The 17000-nt window shown below is 66.9% G+C and carries 19 protein-coding genes and 1 pseudogene; 8 read left to right on the forward strand and 12 right to left on the reverse strand.

Annotated elements, in window-relative coordinates; translation table 11 throughout:
• The first annotated feature begins 61 nt into the window (after positions 1-61).
• From BVC93_RS05235 to BVC93_RS05255, 5 genes are all read left to right on the forward strand, one after another.
• The gene (locus BVC93_RS05235; protein ID WP_083740811.1) at positions 62-727 is read left to right on the forward strand and encodes an HAD family hydrolase; all 666 of its coding nucleotides are present in this window, start codon (positions 62-64) and stop codon (positions 725-727) included.
• Between the two features lie 10 nt (positions 728-737).
• Entirely contained in the window at positions 738-1187 is a 450-nt protein-coding gene (locus BVC93_RS05240) for a nitroreductase/quinone reductase family protein (protein ID WP_083736246.1), read from the forward strand.
• Positions 1188-1191: 4 nt separating this feature from the next.
• Positions 1192-2082 carry a 1,4-dihydroxy-2-naphthoyl-CoA synthase gene (locus BVC93_RS05245; RefSeq protein WP_083736247.1) on the forward strand — a complete coding sequence of 297 codons (891 nt, stop codon included), beginning with the start codon at positions 1192-1194 and terminating at the stop codon, positions 2080-2082.
• A 69-nt stretch (positions 2083-2151) separates the two neighbouring features.
• Positions 2152-2733: a hypothetical protein gene (locus tag BVC93_RS05250; protein ID WP_083736248.1), complete on the forward strand. Its 582-nt coding sequence runs from the start codon at positions 2152-2154 to the stop codon at positions 2731-2733.
• Positions 2734-2808: 75 nt separating this feature from the next.
• Positions 2809-3867: a LacI family DNA-binding transcriptional regulator gene (locus BVC93_RS05255; protein WP_083736249.1), complete on the forward strand. Its 1059-nt coding sequence runs from the start codon at positions 2809-2811 to the stop codon at positions 3865-3867.
• A gap of 3 nt (positions 3868-3870) precedes the next feature.
• Here the strand turns inward: BVC93_RS05255 and BVC93_RS05260 are convergent, their stop codons facing one another.
• The 9 genes and pseudogenes from BVC93_RS05260 to BVC93_RS05295 form a co-directional block, all read right to left on the reverse strand.
• A complete protein-coding gene (locus tag BVC93_RS05260) occupies positions 3871-4692 on the reverse strand; it encodes an ATP-binding cassette domain-containing protein (RefSeq protein ID WP_083736250.1) in 822 nt (273 codons plus the stop codon).
• A complete protein-coding gene (locus BVC93_RS05265) occupies positions 4679-5602 on the reverse strand; it encodes an ABC transporter ATP-binding protein (RefSeq protein WP_083736251.1) in 924 nt (307 codons plus the stop codon). The genes BVC93_RS05260 and BVC93_RS05265 overlap by 14 nt, the downstream gene beginning before the upstream one ends.
• Positions 5599-6537 carry an ABC transporter permease gene (locus BVC93_RS05270; RefSeq protein ID WP_083736252.1) on the reverse strand — a complete coding sequence of 313 codons (939 nt, stop codon included), beginning with the start codon at positions 6535-6537 and terminating at the stop codon, positions 5599-5601. The genes BVC93_RS05265 and BVC93_RS05270 overlap by 4 nt, the downstream gene beginning before the upstream one ends.
• Positions 6538-6551: 14 nt before the next feature.
• A complete protein-coding gene (locus tag BVC93_RS05275) occupies positions 6552-7469 on the reverse strand; it encodes an ABC transporter permease (protein ID WP_083736253.1) in 918 nt (305 codons plus the stop codon).
• Between the two features lie 59 nt (positions 7470-7528).
• Entirely contained in the window at positions 7529-9055 is a 1527-nt protein-coding gene (locus tag BVC93_RS05280) for an ABC transporter substrate-binding protein (RefSeq protein WP_192860203.1), read from the reverse strand.
• Positions 9056-9085: 30 nt separating this feature from the next.
• Positions 9086-10102: a D-2-hydroxyacid dehydrogenase gene (locus tag BVC93_RS05285; protein WP_083736255.1), complete on the reverse strand. Its 1017-nt coding sequence runs from the start codon at positions 10100-10102 to the stop codon at positions 9086-9088.
• On the reverse strand, positions 10099-11298 hold the full coding sequence (locus BVC93_RS05290) for a beta-galactosidase trimerization domain-containing protein (protein WP_442929069.1): 1200 nt from the start codon (positions 11296-11298) through the stop codon (positions 10099-10101). The genes BVC93_RS05285 and BVC93_RS05290 overlap by 4 nt, the downstream gene beginning before the upstream one ends.
• Positions 11299-11724: 426 nt before the next feature.
• A pseudogene (locus BVC93_RS34700) lies at positions 11725-12101 on the reverse strand (hypothetical protein); the annotation flags it as partial.
• A gap of 68 nt (positions 12102-12169) precedes the next feature.
• Entirely contained in the window at positions 12170-13054 is an 885-nt protein-coding gene (locus tag BVC93_RS05295; protein WP_157516782.1) for an NAD(P)-dependent oxidoreductase, read from the reverse strand.
• A gap of 266 nt (positions 13055-13320) precedes the next feature.
• Here BVC93_RS05295 and BVC93_RS05300 point away from each other — a divergent pair, with 266 nt between their 5' ends.
• Positions 13321-14121: an SDR family oxidoreductase gene (locus BVC93_RS05300; RefSeq protein WP_083740813.1), complete on the forward strand. Its 801-nt coding sequence runs from the start codon at positions 13321-13323 to the stop codon at positions 14119-14121.
• 117 nt (positions 14122-14238) lie between these two features.
• Complete coding sequence (locus BVC93_RS05305) at positions 14239-14607, forward strand: VOC family protein (protein WP_083736256.1); 369 nt, start codon at positions 14239-14241, stop codon at positions 14605-14607.
• A gap of 4 nt (positions 14608-14611) precedes the next feature.
• On the opposite strand, the gene BVC93_RS05310 is transcribed toward BVC93_RS05305, so the two are convergent.
• From BVC93_RS05310 to BVC93_RS05320, 3 genes are read right to left on the reverse strand one after another with little or no spacing between them, the layout of a single operon-like run.
• Positions 14612-14914, reverse strand: coding sequence for a DUF3349 domain-containing protein (locus BVC93_RS05310; protein ID WP_083736257.1), 303 nt, complete (start codon positions 14912-14914; stop codon positions 14612-14614).
• Positions 14915-14928: 14 nt separating this feature from the next.
• The gene (locus tag BVC93_RS05315; protein ID WP_083736258.1) at positions 14929-15204 is read right to left on the reverse strand and encodes a hypothetical protein; all 276 of its coding nucleotides are present in this window, start codon (positions 15202-15204) and stop codon (positions 14929-14931) included.
• 17 nt (positions 15205-15221) lie between these two features.
• Entirely contained in the window at positions 15222-16460 is a 1239-nt protein-coding gene (locus tag BVC93_RS05320; RefSeq protein WP_083736259.1) for an inorganic phosphate transporter, read from the reverse strand.
• A gap of 223 nt (positions 16461-16683) precedes the next feature.
• Here BVC93_RS05320 and BVC93_RS05325 point away from each other — a divergent pair, with 223 nt between their 5' ends.
• Positions 16684-16986, forward strand: a complete 303-nt coding sequence (locus BVC93_RS05325) for a DUF3349 domain-containing protein (RefSeq protein ID WP_083736260.1) — start codon at positions 16684-16686, stop codon at positions 16984-16986.
• Positions 16987-17000: the final 14 nt, after the last annotated feature.

Consider the following 17000-nt stretch of genomic DNA (forward strand, 5'->3'; position numbering starts at 1 on the left):
GATCCACACCCACGGCGTCCGACGGTGGTGGCAGCATAGGAGCGTGCCTCACACCGCAGCGATGTTCGACTTCTCCGGCACTCTGTTCCGCCTCGAGGAGGACCCCAGCTGGTTTGCCGGGATGTCGGTCGACGACAAGGCCGTAGATGGGCACGTGCAGGCCGAGCTGATGCGGCGACTCACCGCCCCCACCGGACGATCGGTGGAGATGGGGCCCGAGGAGTATCACGCCTGGTGCAACCGCGACCTGGCCCCGCATCTGCACCGCGAGGCCTACCTGCACGTACTGCGTGAATCGGGCGTCGCCGACCACCACGCCGAATCGCTCTACCAACGTGTCATCGACCCGTCGTCGTGGACGCCGTACCCGGACACTGCCGAAGTGCTGTCGTCGCTGGCAGCGCAGGGCATCAAGACCGCGGTGGTGTCGAACATCCCGTTCGACATCCGACCCGCCTTCGCCGCTATCGGCGCCGACAAGCACGTCGACGAGTTCGTGCTGTCCTTCGAAGTGGGCTCCGTCAAGCCGAACCCCGAGATCTTCGAGGCGGCCCTGCAGCGGCTGGGGGTTGCCGCGGGTGATGCCGTGATGGTCGGTGACAGCGATGAGGCCGACGGCGGCGCTCGCGCGGTGGGGTGCAGTTTCATCCTGGTGGACCCACTGCCCACCCTCGAGCGACCAGACGGTTTGCTGCGGCCCCTTCGGCAGTTCGGTTTCGAGGTCTAACCTTTCCAGCATGGCCGATCCCCGCCCACCCTGGTGGCTCAAACCGATGAACAAGGTGTACATGGGTGCCCAGAAGATCGGGATCCCGATCTTCGGCAAGGAGGGTCCGCTGGTGCTGACGGTCATCGGCCGCAAGTCCGGCAAGCCGCGCTCCACCCCCATCACGCCGATGTACGTCGACGGAAAGCGTTATGTGGTGGGCGGTTTCCCAGGTGCGGACTGGGTGCGCAACGCGCAGGTCAACCCCAATGCGGTGTTGACGCAGGGGCGCCGCAGCGAGCAGGTGCGCATGGTCGAGCTGTCCGCCGAGGAGGCCCGGCCGCTGCTGTACGTCTTTCCGGAGAAGGTGCCCACCGGCGTCAGCTTCATGAAAAACGCCGGCCTGGTCACCGAGGGCACCCCGCAGGAGTTCGAAGCGCTGGCCGGGCGCTGTGCGGTGTTCCGGTTCGATACCGTGTGAATCCGTGACCTTTGACCCCAGCCTCTGGCAGCCGGTCGCCGGCTTCGATTTCACCGACATCACCTACCACCGGGCGTTGAACGACGCGACGGTCCGGGTGGCGTTCAACCGGCCCGAGGTGCGCAACGCGTTCCGTCCGCACACCGTCGACGAGCTGTACCAGGCGCTCGATCACGCACGGATGGACCCGACGGTGGGTGTGGTGCTGCTGACCGGAAACGGCCCCTCACCCAAGGACGGCGGCTGGGCGTTCTGCTCGGGAGGCGATCAGCGCATCCGTGGCCGCAGCGGCTACCAGTACGCCTCCGGCGAGACGGCCGACTCCGTCGACGTGGCGCGCGCGGGCCGGCTGCACATCCTCGAGGTGCAGCGGCTCATCCGGTTCATGCCGAAGCCGGTGATTTGTCTGGTCAACGGGTGGGCGGCGGGTGGCGGACACTCGCTGCACGTGGTGTGCGACCTGACGCTGGCATCACGCGAGCATGCCCGGTTCAAGCAGACCGACGCCGACGTCGGCAGTTTCGACGGCGGCTACGGCAGTGCCTACCTGGCCCGGCAGGTGGGGCAGAAGTTCGCCCGCGAAATCTTCTTCCTGGGCGAGACCTACACCGCCGAGCAGATGTTCCAGATGGGCGCGGTGAATCGCGTCGTGGACCACGCCGAGCTGGAGAACGTCGCCCTGGACTGGGCCGCCAAGATCAACGGCAAGTCCCCGCAGGCCCAGCGGATGTTGAAGTACGCGTTCAACCTGCTCGACGACGGACTGGTGGGCCAGCAGTTGTTCGCCGGTGAGGCCACTCGGCTGGCGTACATGACCGACGAGGCTGTGGAGGGACGCGACGCGTTCCTGGAGAAACGCGATCCCGACTGGACGCCGTTCCCCCGCTACTTCTAGCGATTTCGGCGTGATTCCAACCGGTCAGCGGTCGGATTCACGCCCAAATCCCGGATAAGCTGCCCGGTCATGCGCATCTTGCTGGCTCCGCTGTGGGTGCGGGCTCTGTACTGGAGCCTGCTGGGGGCCGTGATCGCGTTGGCGGCGAGCATGTTCTCCTCCGCGGACTCCCACCGCCCGATCCTGCTGAACTGGCCGACGGGCACGGTCTTGTTCGTCGTGGTCACCGCCGCGTTCGGCGCACTGCTGACCTGGCGTACCCAGGAAACTCGGCTGCCGTACCTCGCCCAAGTACGGGGGCTGACACCGGCGCAGCGTGCGGCGGCCATCCGTGCCACCACCGCCGGGGAGCCGCCGGCAGATCCCGAGGTGCTCAAGGCCGCGCTGCGGCTGGGCACCGTCTACCTCGACCAGCACAAGACCAACAGGCGGCGCTACCAGCTGATGACGGCCCTGCTGATGACGGCGGCCGTCCTGCTGCTGGTGATCGCGGCCTACAACGGCGACGCGTGGGGTCTGGTGTACCCCGTCCTGGTCCTCATCGTCATCCCGCTGGTGCGGTGGTGGAACGAGATTGTGGTGTCGCGCACCCGCAGGCAGAACAAGCTGTTGCAGAGTGCGCGCCGGTCTCAGCGCAAAAAGCGCGTCTGACGGGCGTCGACCTTGCGGTAGATCGATTACCCTGGAACGGCAGAACCAGTCGACGAAGCGCGAGATGAGAGCATCGTGGGTAATCAACGTGACGCGCCCCAACCGGGTGCCGGCCGACGACCGACCATTGCCGACGTCGCTGCACTGGCCGGTGTCTCTCGCGCCGCAGTCTCCAAGGTGTTCAACAACTCTGGCCGGATCTCCGCACCTACCGCGGCGCGTATCCACGAAGCCGCGCACAAACTCAACTGGACACCCAGCACCGCGGCGGTGGCCCTGCGCCGGTCGCGCAGCCGAACAGTCGGGCTGGTGCTCAACCGGCCCGGCGCACTCGAGATCGGCGCCACGAGTTCACTGTTGATCTCCGGGCTCGAATCAGTGCTCGCCCCAGCAGGTTACGGCCTGCTGCTGTACCTGATCGACCGCACACCCGAGGACGAGGCCCGTGCCTACCGGATGATGGCCGACGAACGCCGCGTCGACGGCGTGATCCTCACCGACAGCCGCTACGGCGACGGCCGCTTCGCTCTGATGCGTTCGCTCGGCCTGCCTGCCGTGCTGATCGGCACGCCGGACGAGGGAGATCCGGTGCCGCACCTCGACTCCGACCCGCCCGGGGCCGGGATCGACGACGCGGTGGCGCATCTGATCGAGTTGGGACACCGCCGCATCGCCTACATCGGCGGCCCCGACGACCGAGTCCAGGCCAGGGCACGCCGGCTGATGTTCGAAACCACCATGGCCGAGCAGGGATTACGCCCCATCGCCTCCATCGCCGCCGACTACACCCCCGAGAACGCCGCCGAGCGCACCGCCGCACTGCTGGACGGAACCACCGCGCAGCCCTCCGCCATCATCTACGGCTCCGACCCGATGGCCATCGCCGGGATCAGTGCGGCGCGAAGCCGCGGAGTACTTGTGCCCGAACACCTCTCGGTCATCGGATTCGACGGACTGCCCATCGGTGCGTGGATCGACCCCACCCTGACCACCGTGCAACGTGATGCAGTCCAGCGTGGCCGCGCCGTGGCCACCAAACTGCTCGAGTTGCTCGGCGAGGACATCGAAGTGCAACAGATCAACCGCCCCCACCTGCTGGTCCGCGGATCCACCGGTCCGGCACCGGCCGACTGAAAGTCAGTGAGTGCGAGGCGCTTCCAGACTCGGCGAGGCGGCCAGCAGCGTGCGGGTGTACTCATGCTGCGGGTTGGCGAAAATCTCCGCGGTGTCCCCCGCCTCCACCACGTCACCGCGGTAGAGCACCAGCACCTTCTCGGCCACCAGCCGGACCAGCGCCAGATCGTGGCTGATGAACAGATACGCCAACTGCAACTGCTCACGCAGCGTCATCAGCAACTTGATGATCTGCGCCTGGATCGACACGTCCAGCGCCGACACCGGCTCGTCGAGGACGAGCACCTGCGGGTTCAGCCCAATCGCGCGGGCGATTGCCACCCGCTGCCGCTGCCCGCCCGAGAGCCGGCTCGGGTACTCGTCGGCGAACGACTCCGGCAGCCCCACCTGGCTCAGCAGATCCAGCACCCGGGCCCTGCGCTGCACCGCCCCCGACAGGTCACCGAACACGTCCTTGTGCACCGCCCACGGCTCGGCGATGAGCTGGGCGACGGTGCGCCGCGGGTGCAATGAGGCATAGGGATCCTGGAAGATCATCTGCAGATGCCGTCGTTGCGCACGCATCTGAGAGGCCGAGAGCCCAAGCAGATCCTGACCGCGGAACCGCACCGAGCCGGAGTCCGGCTCGACCAGCCGCAGCACCGAACGCGCCAGAGTGGACTTGCCCGAGCCGGATTCACCGACGATGGCCAAACATTCGCCTGCCCGCACCGCGAAGCTGACCCCGTTGACCGCACGCACCGTCGACCGCCCGCGCCCGCGGCCGCCCCTGAACTCCTTGGTCAACCCCTCGACCTGCAGCACCGGTTCGTCAGCGGTAGTCATGGACTGCTCCTTGTTCGAGAATCAACTCTGCCGTCGCGGGAGTGAGCGCCCCGTCCGGCTCACCCGGGGCCTGCTCGGGGAGCTGGTCTGCCAGCGACCGCAGATCCTGCCAGCGGCGCGCACGTGCCGGGTGCGCAGCCAGCAGCGCCTTGGTGTACGGGTGCCGGGGAGCGGCAAACACCTCCTCCAGCACACCGCGCTCGACGATCTCGCCTTGGTACATCACGAGCACCGAATCGGCCACCAACCGGGCGACCGCGAGATCGTGGGTCACGAAGATCAGCGACATTCCCCGATCATTCTGCAACTGCCGCAACAACTTCAGGATGCCGACCTGGACGGTGACATCGAGTGCGGTGGTGGGCTCGTCGGCGATCAACACCCGCGGGTCCAGCGCGATCGCCATCGCGATGCAGATACGCTGGCGCATGCCGCCGGAGAACTGGTGCGGGTAGTCGCCGATCCGGGTCTCCGGGGAGGGAATGCCGACGGCCACCATGAGCTGCAATGCCTCTGCGCGAGCGTCCTTCCGGGACAAACCCAGGCGGACCCGCAGAATCTCGGTCAGCTGTGACCCCACCGAGAACACCGGGTTGAGGCTGTCCAGGGAGTCCTGGAACACCATCGACATCCCGACTCCGCGCACCTGCCGCAGCTGGTCCTCGCTGCAGCCGACGATCTGCTGCCCCTGGTAGCGGATCGAGCCGCTGACCCGGCCCGGGTGGTCCACCAGACCGAGCAATGACCTGCCGGTGACCGTTTTGCCCGAACCGCTCTCCCCCAGCAGCGCAAGGCTTTCCCCCTGCGCCAGGGTGAACGAGACGCCGCGGACGGCGTCGACGTCACCCTTCTCGGTCTGGAAGGCGATGCGCAGGTCGTCGACCTGTAGCGCCGGTGTCCCCACGGTCATGAGCGCGATCCCTTCACTGGTTTCACGAAGAAGCCCCGCTGCGTGGGATCCTCGATGGCCCGCAACCAGTTGGACAGCAGATTGGCGGCCAACGCGGTGGCCACGATGGTCAGACCGGGAAACACCGTGACCCACCACGCCACGTTCAGGTAGGAGCGCCCGTCGGAGACCATCATCCCCCAGTCGACGTCGGGCCGCTGCAGGCCGATACCGAGGAAGCTCAGGCTCGCCGCGGCGAGGATGACGTTGGCCACCTCGAGCATCGCCAGCGTCCGCATGGTGGGTGTCACCATGGGCGTGATGTCCTTGGCCATGATGCGCCAGTCGGAAGCGCCTATCGAGCGCGAGGATTCGACGAACACCCGCTCTCGCAGCTCGAGGGTCTGTGCTCGGGCGGTGCGCAGATAGACCGGGATCCGGGTGACCGCCAGGACCAACACAAGGTTGGTGATGCTGGGCTGCAGCACGTAGAGCACGGCCAGCGCGAGCAACAGCGACGGCACGGTGTGCAGGATGTCGGCCAGCCGCATCAAGATGGTGTCCGCCCAGCCGCCGAAGTATCCCGAGACGATCCCGACGACGGTGCCCACCACCGCCGAGAGCGTCACCGTGCAGGCCGCCACCAACAGCGAGGTGCGTGCACCCACGATGAGCTGCAACAGGATTGGCCTGCCGAGGCTGTCGGCGCCCAGGATGAACGACGGTCCGTTGTCGAGGGTGAACGGCGGCAGGAACCGCAGGGCAAGGTCCTGGTGATTGGCCGCGTCGGTGATGAAGAACGGCAGCACCGCGGCGACGGCCACCAGTGCCAGCAGCCAAAGCAGGCTCAGCAATGCGCTTGTCGAGCCGATGAGCAGCTTGAGGTCCGCGGCATGAGCACGGCGGGCCGACCGCTTCGGGGGCGCTTTGGGATTCGCGGACCGGGTGGGAATCATGTGTCTGCCTCGTCTCAACTGATCCGCACGCGCGCGTCGGCCAGCGCGTAGGTGAGGTCCACCAGGATGTTCAACAGCACCACGGCGATGCCGACGATGAACACACTGGCCTGGATGAGCGCGAAGTCGCGGTTGAGCACCGCACCGACGATCAGGGTGCCGATGCCTGGGAACGCGAACACCGTGCCGACGATGATGGCGCCGTTGACCATTCCGGCGGCGCGATCACCGGCGACGGTGATGATCGGCAGGGCGGCATTGCGCAGCGCATGCCGGTAGACCAGACGGTTACCGGTGAAGCCCCGCGCCCGAGCGTTCTGCACGTAGCCCGACTGCAGCGCATCGATCATGGCGCCCCTGGTCACCTGCACCAGCACGCCAAGGGGTGCCAGTGTCAAGGTGGCCACCGGCAGTACCCATGCCGCCGGAGACGCCGCCCCCGACGTGGGCAGCAGCCCGAGTTGGACGGACAGGAAGAGCACACCCACCAGCGCGAACCAGAAATCGGGGACACTGGCCGCGGTCAGCGAGGAGTAGGTGATCGCCTTGTCGACCGCTTTGAACTTGCGGCGCGCGGCGATGGCGCCCAACGGTACGGCCAGCACCAGGGACACCGTGAGCGCGATCACCGAGAGCGCCAGGGTGGGTGGCATGGCTTCGGCGGCCGCCTGCAGGGCGGGGCGCTGCTGCCAGATCGAGTCACCGAAATCGAGTCGCGCCGCCCCGCCCAGGAAACGCAGGAACTGCTCCCACAGCGGCAGGTCGAAACCGTGCTGTGCGTTGAACTGCGCGTAGCGTTGCGGGCTGGCCCCCTCAGGCAGGTAGAGATTCGCCGGGTTGCCGGTAATGCGCGCCAGGAAGAACACGATCACCACGACGCCGATCACCGTCACCACACTGGTGGCCAGCCGGCGAAGCAAGAATTTCCACATGGAAGCCCATCTCCAACGAGAGCGTGGCCGACCCGATCGATCGGCCACCCTCGACGAGTTCAGTCCGTGAACGTGATGTCCGAAACCCGGAGTTCGACCCCGGTGAGTCCGTTCGGCTCGTATTCGATGCCGGGGCCGAGCATGAGCAGCTTGGATTGCAGTGCGATGGGCAGGAATCCGGCGATCTGGGTGTACTCGTAGGAGGCTGCCTCCTGATAGAGCCGGGCCCGGTCCTCACCGACTGCGAGTTCGGCCTGCTGGAGCAGGTCGTCGATCTCGGGGCTGCGGATGGTGGAGTTGGAACCGTCGCCGGCCATGTACTTCGGGAAGGTGAAGCTGGCATCACCGGTGACGTTGTCGTGGGAGATGGCAATGATGTTGGGCTTCTGGTCGGCGGGGAACGGCGCCCGCAGCAGCTGCAACCAGGCATCGGTGTCGAGGCTGAGGATGTCGACGTTGAAGCCGACGGCCTGCAGGTTCTGGTGGATGTACTGGATGACCTCATCGGAGCCCGGGAACAGGTCGGGTCGGGTCACCAGATCGAAGGCGGCGTCGACATCCACACCGTCGGCCCTGGCCTCGGCCAGCAACTGCTTGGCGCGGTCGGGGTCGTAACCCGGCCCCTGGTAGTCCTGCACGAATCCGTTGACGGTGGCCGCGACGATCTGGTCGGTGGGTTCGCCCGAACGCTCCATCAGCGTCTCGACGATGGTGTCCTTGTCGATGGCGTAAGCGGCGGCCTGACGGACCCGGATATCGGTGAAAGGCGCCTTCTCCGTGGGGGTTCGCAGGAAGAACACCCGGTTGTCGCTGTACTCCCGGGTGCGGTCGTCGTCGGTGGCGTCCTGCACCGAGATCGGCACCGCGACGCTCGCCTCACCCGTGCGCGCCATTCCGGCGCGCACCGACGGCTCGGCGCGGTAGAGGTAGGTGACGCCGGTGGCCTCGGGCGCCTGGCCCCAGTAGTCGGCGTAGCGCGCCAAGGTGACCGACTCACCCTGGACCCGGCCGGAGAAGGCGAACGGGCCGGTGCCGATCGGTTCGGTGGTCTTGCTGGTGGCAGGGGTACTGGGCGCGCCGATGTCGGCGTAGCTGATCCTCAGCGGCAGGATCGAGTCGGGCGTCTCGGAGGTGATGTCCAGTGTGGTGGGGTCGACGGCGGTCGCGGTGAGCGGGTACGGGAACTGGTCGAGGTTCTGACAGTTCAGTTCCGGGTCCACCACCCGATTGATACTGGCCGCCGCGGCCTCGGCGTCGAAAGGCGAGCCGTCGTGGAACGTCACGCCGTCGCGAAGCGTGAACGTCCATGTGTTGTCGTCCTTCTGGGTCCACGACTGGGCAAGCAGCGGCACCACCTCCCCGGTGCCGGGATCGATCCGGGTCAACGACTCGGTGACGTTGGAGCGCAGCACCACGGCGTTTGCCGCGTCCTGGGTGTCGCACGGGTCCAGCGAGACGGGTTCGACGGCGACGACGATGGTGAGATTGCCGTCTGCGGGTGCGCCACCGGTGTTGCCGCCGCAGGCGGTCACCAGGACCAGAGAGGCGACGGCAACTGCCGCGACTCCCAGTGACTTCGTCGTCATGGGTTGGTTCTCCATTCGTCAGGGGCGGTGTCAGTGGTGCGCGGGAGGCGGAGTGTGGGTGAAGGCGTCACGCGGGGTGATGGCGTTGAGCAGCGGCTCGCCGGCGCGGTATCGCCGGATGTTCTCCACGATGGTGTTGATGGAGCGTTGGGTCTTGTCCGGCATCCGCGGAGTCATGTGCGGGGTCAGCACCAGGTTCGGCGCATCCCACAGCGGCGAGTCGGCAGGCAGCGGTTCCTGTTCGAACACGTCCAGGCCGGCGCCTGCGATGACACCGCGCTGCAGTGCGTCGATCAGCGCCACGGTGTCGATCACCGCACCGCGCGCCAGATTGACGATGAACGCACTGGATTTCATCTGCGCGAAGCGATCCGCGTCGAACAGGTGATAGGTCGAGTCGGTGAGCTGGGTGGCCAGCATGATCACGTCGGAGTCGGTCACCAGCTGGTCGATGGTGTCGCCGTTGTCGGCAGCCAGCAGGACGTCGACGTTCTCCGGAAGGACGTCGCCGTTGCGCCGGTACACGATCACCCGCATACCGAAAGCCTTTCCCAGCGCCGCCATTTCACGACCGGTGTGGCCGAACCCGACGATGCCCAGCGTCTTTCCCCACAGCCCCTCTTTCCAGAAGTAGCCGTCGATGCCGCGCCAGATGTGCTGGCGCTGGTGTTCGAAGAGTTGTTGCGCCTCGAAGGTGAGCGCCAGCGCGAAGTAGAACCCGTGCTGAGCCAGCGCCGGTGCGGAGCGGCCCGCCGATCCGGTGACGATCATTCCCTTCTCGAACACGTCGGGACGCGCGGACCGGTTGAGCCCGGAGTGGTCGCAGTGCACCCAACGCAGGTGCGGGGCGGCGACAAAGCGGTCGTCGAGGTCGCCCTCCAGCACGGCCACGTCGGCTCGCTCCAGCAGCGCGGCGATGGTACCGGCGTCCTCGGATGAGCACCAGACGAACTCCGCCGGCGCGAAAGCTGCACGCAGCTGGTCGATCTCGGCCTCGGTGAACGGCACCGTCGACAGCACGGTGGAGATGGTCCTGGTGCCACTCATGCTGTCTCCTTGGCGGCGATGGTGATGACGTCGAACAGCCCGATCTTCGGCAGTGTCACGACCAGGCGGCCGCCGTCGTGTTCGACCGGTAACTCGGAGCCGGTCACCAGGGACCGGGCCGTCACCCTCCCCTGGGACACCGGGATCGACAGCCGCCCACCGGTGATGCCGATCTCGGGTCCGAAGCTCTTACGGCGGGCTCCTGAGAGATTCAGGACATGGACGACGACAAGATCGTCGCGTCGCTGCACGGTGATCTCGGCCTGCTCGGGCAGTTCCGCCGTCACCCCGAGGTCGTCACCGGCCAATTCGTGCACCAGGTCCAGAAAGGTGTCCCGGATGGTGGTCAGTCCCAGCTCGTGGAAGCTGCGACCGACGGTCCAGGGCACCACGCCCACCCGTCCGCCTGCGTTGGCGGCGGGAGCGCCGACGACGTACCCGGGCTGGCCGTCGGGCCGGTTGCCGTAGGACTTCTCGGGCGGACCGAACGGGGCGTGTGCCAGGTGAGCACCCCGTGAGTCGGCGTCGCCGCTGAGTTCGATGTCGTAGTGCGCCCCGAACACCGGCACCAGAGCCGCCCCGTAGCGTACGCCGTCGGCCTGCTGCCCCGCCGCGGTGACGTAGGTGGACTTCAGTTGTTCGGCGTCACTGTCGACGGCCAGGATCCGCGTCGCCGGAGTGGCCGCGAGCAGCGCCCGTCCGGTGTCGTCGAAGCCGCTGCGACCGGTCAGCGCCACCTGTCCACCGTCGCCGACGAAGGTGTCCAGCGCGGTGATCACATCCGCGGGCAGCGCGTCCATGTCCGGGATCACCAGCAGCCGGTAGCGGTCCAGTCCGCCGCGGGCGCTCATCTCCGCAAGCCCCTCGGCGGGCAGGACGTCGAACGCGATGTGCGCCTGCTGCAGGGCCGCGTACAGTCCACGGAACTCCTGGGTGGACTCCTCGAGACGCGCCAACACCTGTGCCAGCCGGTCCGGCCGCACCAGGCCGACGCGGGCGCCGGGCACCAGGTCGGTGTACACCGTGCGGTGGTCACGGTGGAATCGGATGATCTCACCGGCTGATTCGAGTGCCGCATAGGGGATCTCGCCCGGCACGCCCATGATGTAGGTCGACGGGTTGGCGCCCCGGGCCATGGCCTGCAACAGATACTGGGCGAAGTGCTGGGGCTGTTCACCGGCCAGGCGGTAGGGCATGTCGAGGAACACCACGGAGTTGACCACCACGGGTCGTTCGGGGTCGCGGGACCGGAACGCGCTCACTGCTTCTCCCGTGGCGTGGTGCCAGAGTTCCCGTCCCACCTCGTTGTTGGCCTCGTAGAACACGATGTCGGAGCGGATCAGACCCACATTGGGCCGGCGATCACGGATGTGGGCGTTGATGCGCTCGGTCAGATCACGGATGACACCTGCCGAATAGCGGCGCCACAGATCGTAATTCGGCGATTCCGGGCCGGTGGGCAGGTCGAGTCCGCCGCTGAATTCGGCGAAACCCGATTTCGAGGCCGGGTTCTGCGACACGCCCCGATAGCGCCCGCTGTAGTCGATCTCGTTGAAGCCGAACCAATTGAAGAAGAAGCCGTCGATGTCGTAGCGGTCGAGTACCTCGTCGATGACCTCGAAGACCTTCTCCTGGTAGTAGCCGGCACTCGGACACACGCTGACCAGACCGTTGTACACCTGGCGTTGCCCGTCGGGTCCGATGAAGCACCACTCGGGTGGGCATCGGCGATGGCCATGCTGACCTTGGAGAAATCCATCCGGGCCAGCAGCCGCAGGCCGCGCGAGTGGGCCGCGGCAACGGCGTCACCCAGCAGGTCCCCACCGGGGCGGCCATCCAGGAACGGGTTGCGCGTCTGGAAGGGCAGGTCAGTCGGATAGAAGGACATGATGCCGCCGCCGTTGACCAGCCAGGTGTCGGCACCGAAGGCCGCCACCACGTCGGCCACCGCCTCGACGTCCATGGTGGCGTCAACCTCACGCAGGTTGGTCTGGAACATCTCGAACGGGGTCGCCCACCAATTCTCCTGCGAGAAGTATGATTTCGCCGCGTCGACGGAGGTCGCGCTCACTTGGCCGTCCCTCCGTTCATCTCGATGGCCAAAAGATGCAGGGCCGAATGGTCGAGTCCGCCGTGGCCCTGCGCCACCAGTGCGGCGACCAGTTGGCTGACGAGCGCCGTGGCGGGCAGAGCCAGCCCGGCGGCGCGGGCGGTGCGCGCGACGATACCGAGGTCCTTGTCGTGCAGGGTCAGGCGGAAGCCGGGCGCGAAGTTCTTGTCGAGGTAATTGCGGCGCTTGCGGGTGATCACGGTGCTGCCGGCCAGGCCGCCACCGATGACGTCGAGCGCGAGTTCGGGGTCGACGCCCTGTGAATCGAGGAAGACCAGCGCTTCGGCCAGCATCTGCAGATGACCGGCCACCATGAGCTGGTTGGCGGCCTTCACCGACTGGCCGGCCCCGGCGGGGCCTACCCGCACGATGGTGGTGCCCATGGCCTCGAGTAGCGGCAGGCTGCGGTCGAAGACGTCCGGGTTGCCGCCGACCATGATCGACAGCGCGCCCTCCTGTGCTCCGGCTTGGCCCCCGCTGACCGGGGCGTCCAGCGCCGAGATGCCGCGCTCGTCGAGCCGGGCCGCGATCTCGACGGAGGCTGCGGGCTCGATGGTGCTCATGTCGATGACGGTGGCGCCTGCGGCGATGCCGTCGGCCAGTGCGCCGCTGCCGAAGAGCAGCCCGAGCACGTCCGGGGTGTCGGGCAGCATGGTGACGACGAATTCAGCGCCTTCGACTGCGGCAGCCGCGCTGTCAGCTGGTTCGATACCCGATGCCGCAGCCGCGTCACGCGTCGCCGCGGTGCGGCTGTAGCCGCGCACGCGGTGCCCGGCCGCCACCAGGTTGGCTGCCATCGGGGCACCCATGATGCCCAGGCCGATGAATGCCACTTCCGCCACAGAAACTCCTTCACACAGATGCGTTGAGTACACCGATCTACCAACCACACAGATCACCTGAGATCGATCTCTGAGCTGCGAGGGTATTTCGATTTACCAATCGATGTCAACCTCGTCACCATCACCGGTAGATGAAGCGCACATCACCATCTGCGCCACAGCCAGCCCAAGCCACACCTGTGATCACCCGCCGCTTACACTGACGCTCCGTGAATCCGCTGCGCCAAGCGACCATTGCCCTGGCCAATGCAGTGACGCTGGCCGGGATGCGTCCGCCGTTGTCGCTGCCCAGCCGCACCAACATCGACCTGCGCGGCAAGCGGGTGCTGCTCACCGGCGCCTCATCGGGCATCGGCGCGGCCGCGGCGCTGAAATTCGGCGCGCTGGGGGCCACGGTGTTCGCGGTCGCCCGCCGCGCCGAGCTGCTCGACGAGGTGGTTGGCCACATCGCCGAGGCAGGCGGCACCGCCCACGCCTTCCCGTGCGACCTGTCCGATCTGGACGCCATCGACGCCCTGGTGAATCAGGTTGGGCCCGTTGACATCCTGATCAACAATGCCGGCCGGTCGATCCGCCGTCCGCTGGAGGAATCACTGGATCGCTGGCATGACGTCGAGCGCACGATGACGCTGAACTACTACTCCCCGCTGCGGTTGATCCGGGGTGTGGCACCGGGGATGCTCAAACGCGGTGACGGGCACATCATCAACGTGTCCACCTGGGGTGTGATGAACGAGTCGGTGCCGCTGTTCGCCGCTTACAACGCCTCCAAAGCGGCGCTGAGCACCGTCAGCCGGGCCATCGAAACGGAGTGGGCACCCAAGGGCATCAAGTCCACCACGCTGTACTACCCACTGGTGGCCACCCCCATGATCGCCCCCACCCAGGCCTACGACGGCCTGCCCGCCTTGAGCGCCGAGGAGGCCGCGGGCTGGATGATCGACGCCGCCCGCACCCGTCCGGTGCGTATCGCGCCGCGCATCGCGGTGACCTCCCGCGCCGTCGATGCGCTGGCGCCGGGTGTGGTGACCGCGCTGATGCGACGGCAGGGCTTCCAACCCGGTTGAGACACAGCTCTTTTCGTGAGCTGCCGGCGATGTGAGCGCCGGCGTCGCCGGCAGGAGCGGCGCAACATCCACGATGTCTGCGAACCCGGGCCGCACCGGGGTGATAGACAGGAAGCCATGGAAATCCTGGCCAGTCGCGTGCTGTTCCGGCCGGCGGACTACCAGCGGACGGTCCGGTTCTACCGCGACGGCATCGGCCTGGCCATCGCCCGCGAGTACACCGGCGGCACCGTCTTCTACGCCGGGCAGTCGCTGATCGAACTCGCCGGCCACGGCCAGCCAACCAGTGGCGGATGCCTGTGGCTGCAGGTCCGCGACCTCCAAACCACGCAGGCCGAGTTGCAGGGCCGGGGAGTGGCGATTGCGCGCGCCGCGAAGCAGGAGCCGTGGGGGCTGCACGAAATGCACGTCACCGATCCCGATGGGGTGACGCTGATCTTCGTGCAGGTGCCCGACGATCACCCTTTGCGGCGCGACAGCCGATAGCCCGTCAGTTCGCCGGAGTGGCCAGCGGCCACCCCACCAGAGCCAGCCGCGCTGAGACCTGGTGCATTTCCTCGGGATTGGGATCTTTGTCGATCAGCTGTGTGATGGTGTCGCGGATCTGTTCGTCGGTCACCGGAGTGTCCGGGTCGCCGCTGGTGAGGATGCTGCGGGCCGCGGCCACCACTTCCTCCTCGGACAGGGTGCGCTTCAGCAGCGCCAGCAGGGCGAAATGGTCCTTGGGCGGGACACCTTCCGGGAAACCGGCGTTGAGCCAGCTCACGACGTTCCTGAATGCGCTTTCGGTCATCGTTGCTGCCTCACTTACGCGAAGGGGAAGAGGTTGATACCGAAGTGGTGCTCGATGGTGCTGCGGGTGATCCACGCCAATGCGGTCACGATCACGAGGCCGACGAGTACGAACAGCGCCAGTCCGAGGAATTTCACCGCCGGATTGGTGGAGTGGGTGGTGCCGTCGGCGTCGGTGACACCGGCACCGTGCGAGTAGGCAACCAGTCCCGCCGCGAAGATCGCCGGCAGTCCCGCGCCGAGGAGCAGACCCACCACCAAGACCTTGAAGATGCTCTCTACGTAGATCATGTCAGCTGTTCCTTCGGTCAGACCGTGGTGGTCTTGGGCGTCTCGGACTCACGCAAGTCGGCCGGGACCACGGAGTTGGTGGACTCGTCCCAGTCGGCGTTGACGTTGTTGTGGTCGACCTTCTGCTGCTGGGCGCGCCACCACATGTAGAAGGACAGGCCCACCAGGATCAGGAAGATCAGGCCGTCACCCACCAGTTGGGTGGTGACGCCTGCGACGAGGTGTGAGGTCCAGAAGGCCAGCGCACCCACCAGCCCGGCCGCCGGCAACGTGATCAGCCAGGCCAGCGCCATGCGGCCGGCCACGGCCCAACGCACCTGTGCGCCGGGCTTTCCGACGCCACTGCCCAGAATGGAGCCGGTGGCGACGTGAGTGGTGGACAGCGCCATACCCGCCGCGCTCGAGCTCAGGATGATCGCGGCCGACGAGGCTTCGGCGGCCAGGCCCTGCGGCGACTCGATCTCCACGAGACCCTTGCCCAGAGTGCGGATGACGCGCCATCCACCCAGGTAGGTACCCAGCCCGATGGCGATGGCGCAGCTGGCGATGATCCAGAACGGCAGCCCGTCCTCGGCGACATTGCCGGTGAGGTGGCCGGTGGTGATGAGTGCCAATGCGATGACGCCCATGGTCTTCTGCGCGTCGTTGGTGCCGTGTGACAGCGCCACCAGTGAGGCGGTGGCGATCTGGCCCCAGCGGAAACCCTCTTCGCGGCGGTTCTTCTGCACGTTCTGGGTGATCTTGTAGACCAACCAGGTGCCGCAGGCGGCCACCAGGCCGGCGATCAGCGGTGCGGCGACAGCGGGGATGAGCACCTTCTGGGTGACACCCGACCAATTCACCCCGGCCAGGCCGATGGCCGCCAGCCCCGCACCGATGAGCCCGCCGAACAGTGCGTGCGACGAGCTGGACGGAATACCGAACAGCCAGGTCAGCAGGTTCCACAGGATGCCGCCGATGAGGCCGGCGAAGATGATGGTCAAGCCGGTGGAGGCATCGATGTCGGGTAGCAGCGTGCCGGTCTTGCTGTCCTGGATCTTGAGCACCGAGGTGGTGACCGTCAGTGCCACCTCCACCGACAGGAAGGCGCCCACCAGGTTCAGCACCCCGGCCAGCAGGACGGCGGTCTTGGGCTTGAGCGCGCGGGTCGCGATCGAGGTGGCCATGGCGTTTCCGGTGTCGTGGAAGCCGTTGGTGAAGTCGAATGCCAGGGCGGTCGCGATAAGGAGGATCAGAATGATCATCTCTGCGCTCATGGCGCTAATTCTGGGGCCACACCGTGTGTTTTCACTAACCGACGGCGACAACCGACACTCGCAATGAGCAGCATCTATACAAACTCCCAGGTGGCGTTCATTGACTGTTCACCTTCGACCCGTCCGACGTTGGTACACCTCACGTGCAGACGACATTCATCGCACCCGAATCCCGGCGGGTACCGTCTGCGACACCGCCACCGAGAACGAAAGAGCCGAACCCGTGAACCGCTTCCTCAACACGATCGTGTCGTGGCTGCGTGCGGGCTACCCAGAGGGCGTGCCCGCCATCGACTACCAACCGCTGTTCGCGCTGCTGTCGGGCCGGCTGAGCCACGACGAGGTCAAGCTCGTCGCCCGCGAACTGATCACCCGCAGCGAACTCGACGACGCCGACATCGGCGCCGAGATCGTCCGACTCACCGATGAACTGCCCTCCCCCGCCGACATCGAACGGGTGCGCGAGCGCCTGGCCGTCAAGGGATGGCCACTCGATGACCCACGCGACAGCGAGGACTCGCCATAACCACGCTGCGCGCA

The organism is Mycobacterium sp. MS1601, assembly GCF_001984215.1.
Lineage (GTDB): Bacteria > Actinomycetota > Actinomycetes > Mycobacteriales > Mycobacteriaceae > Mycobacterium.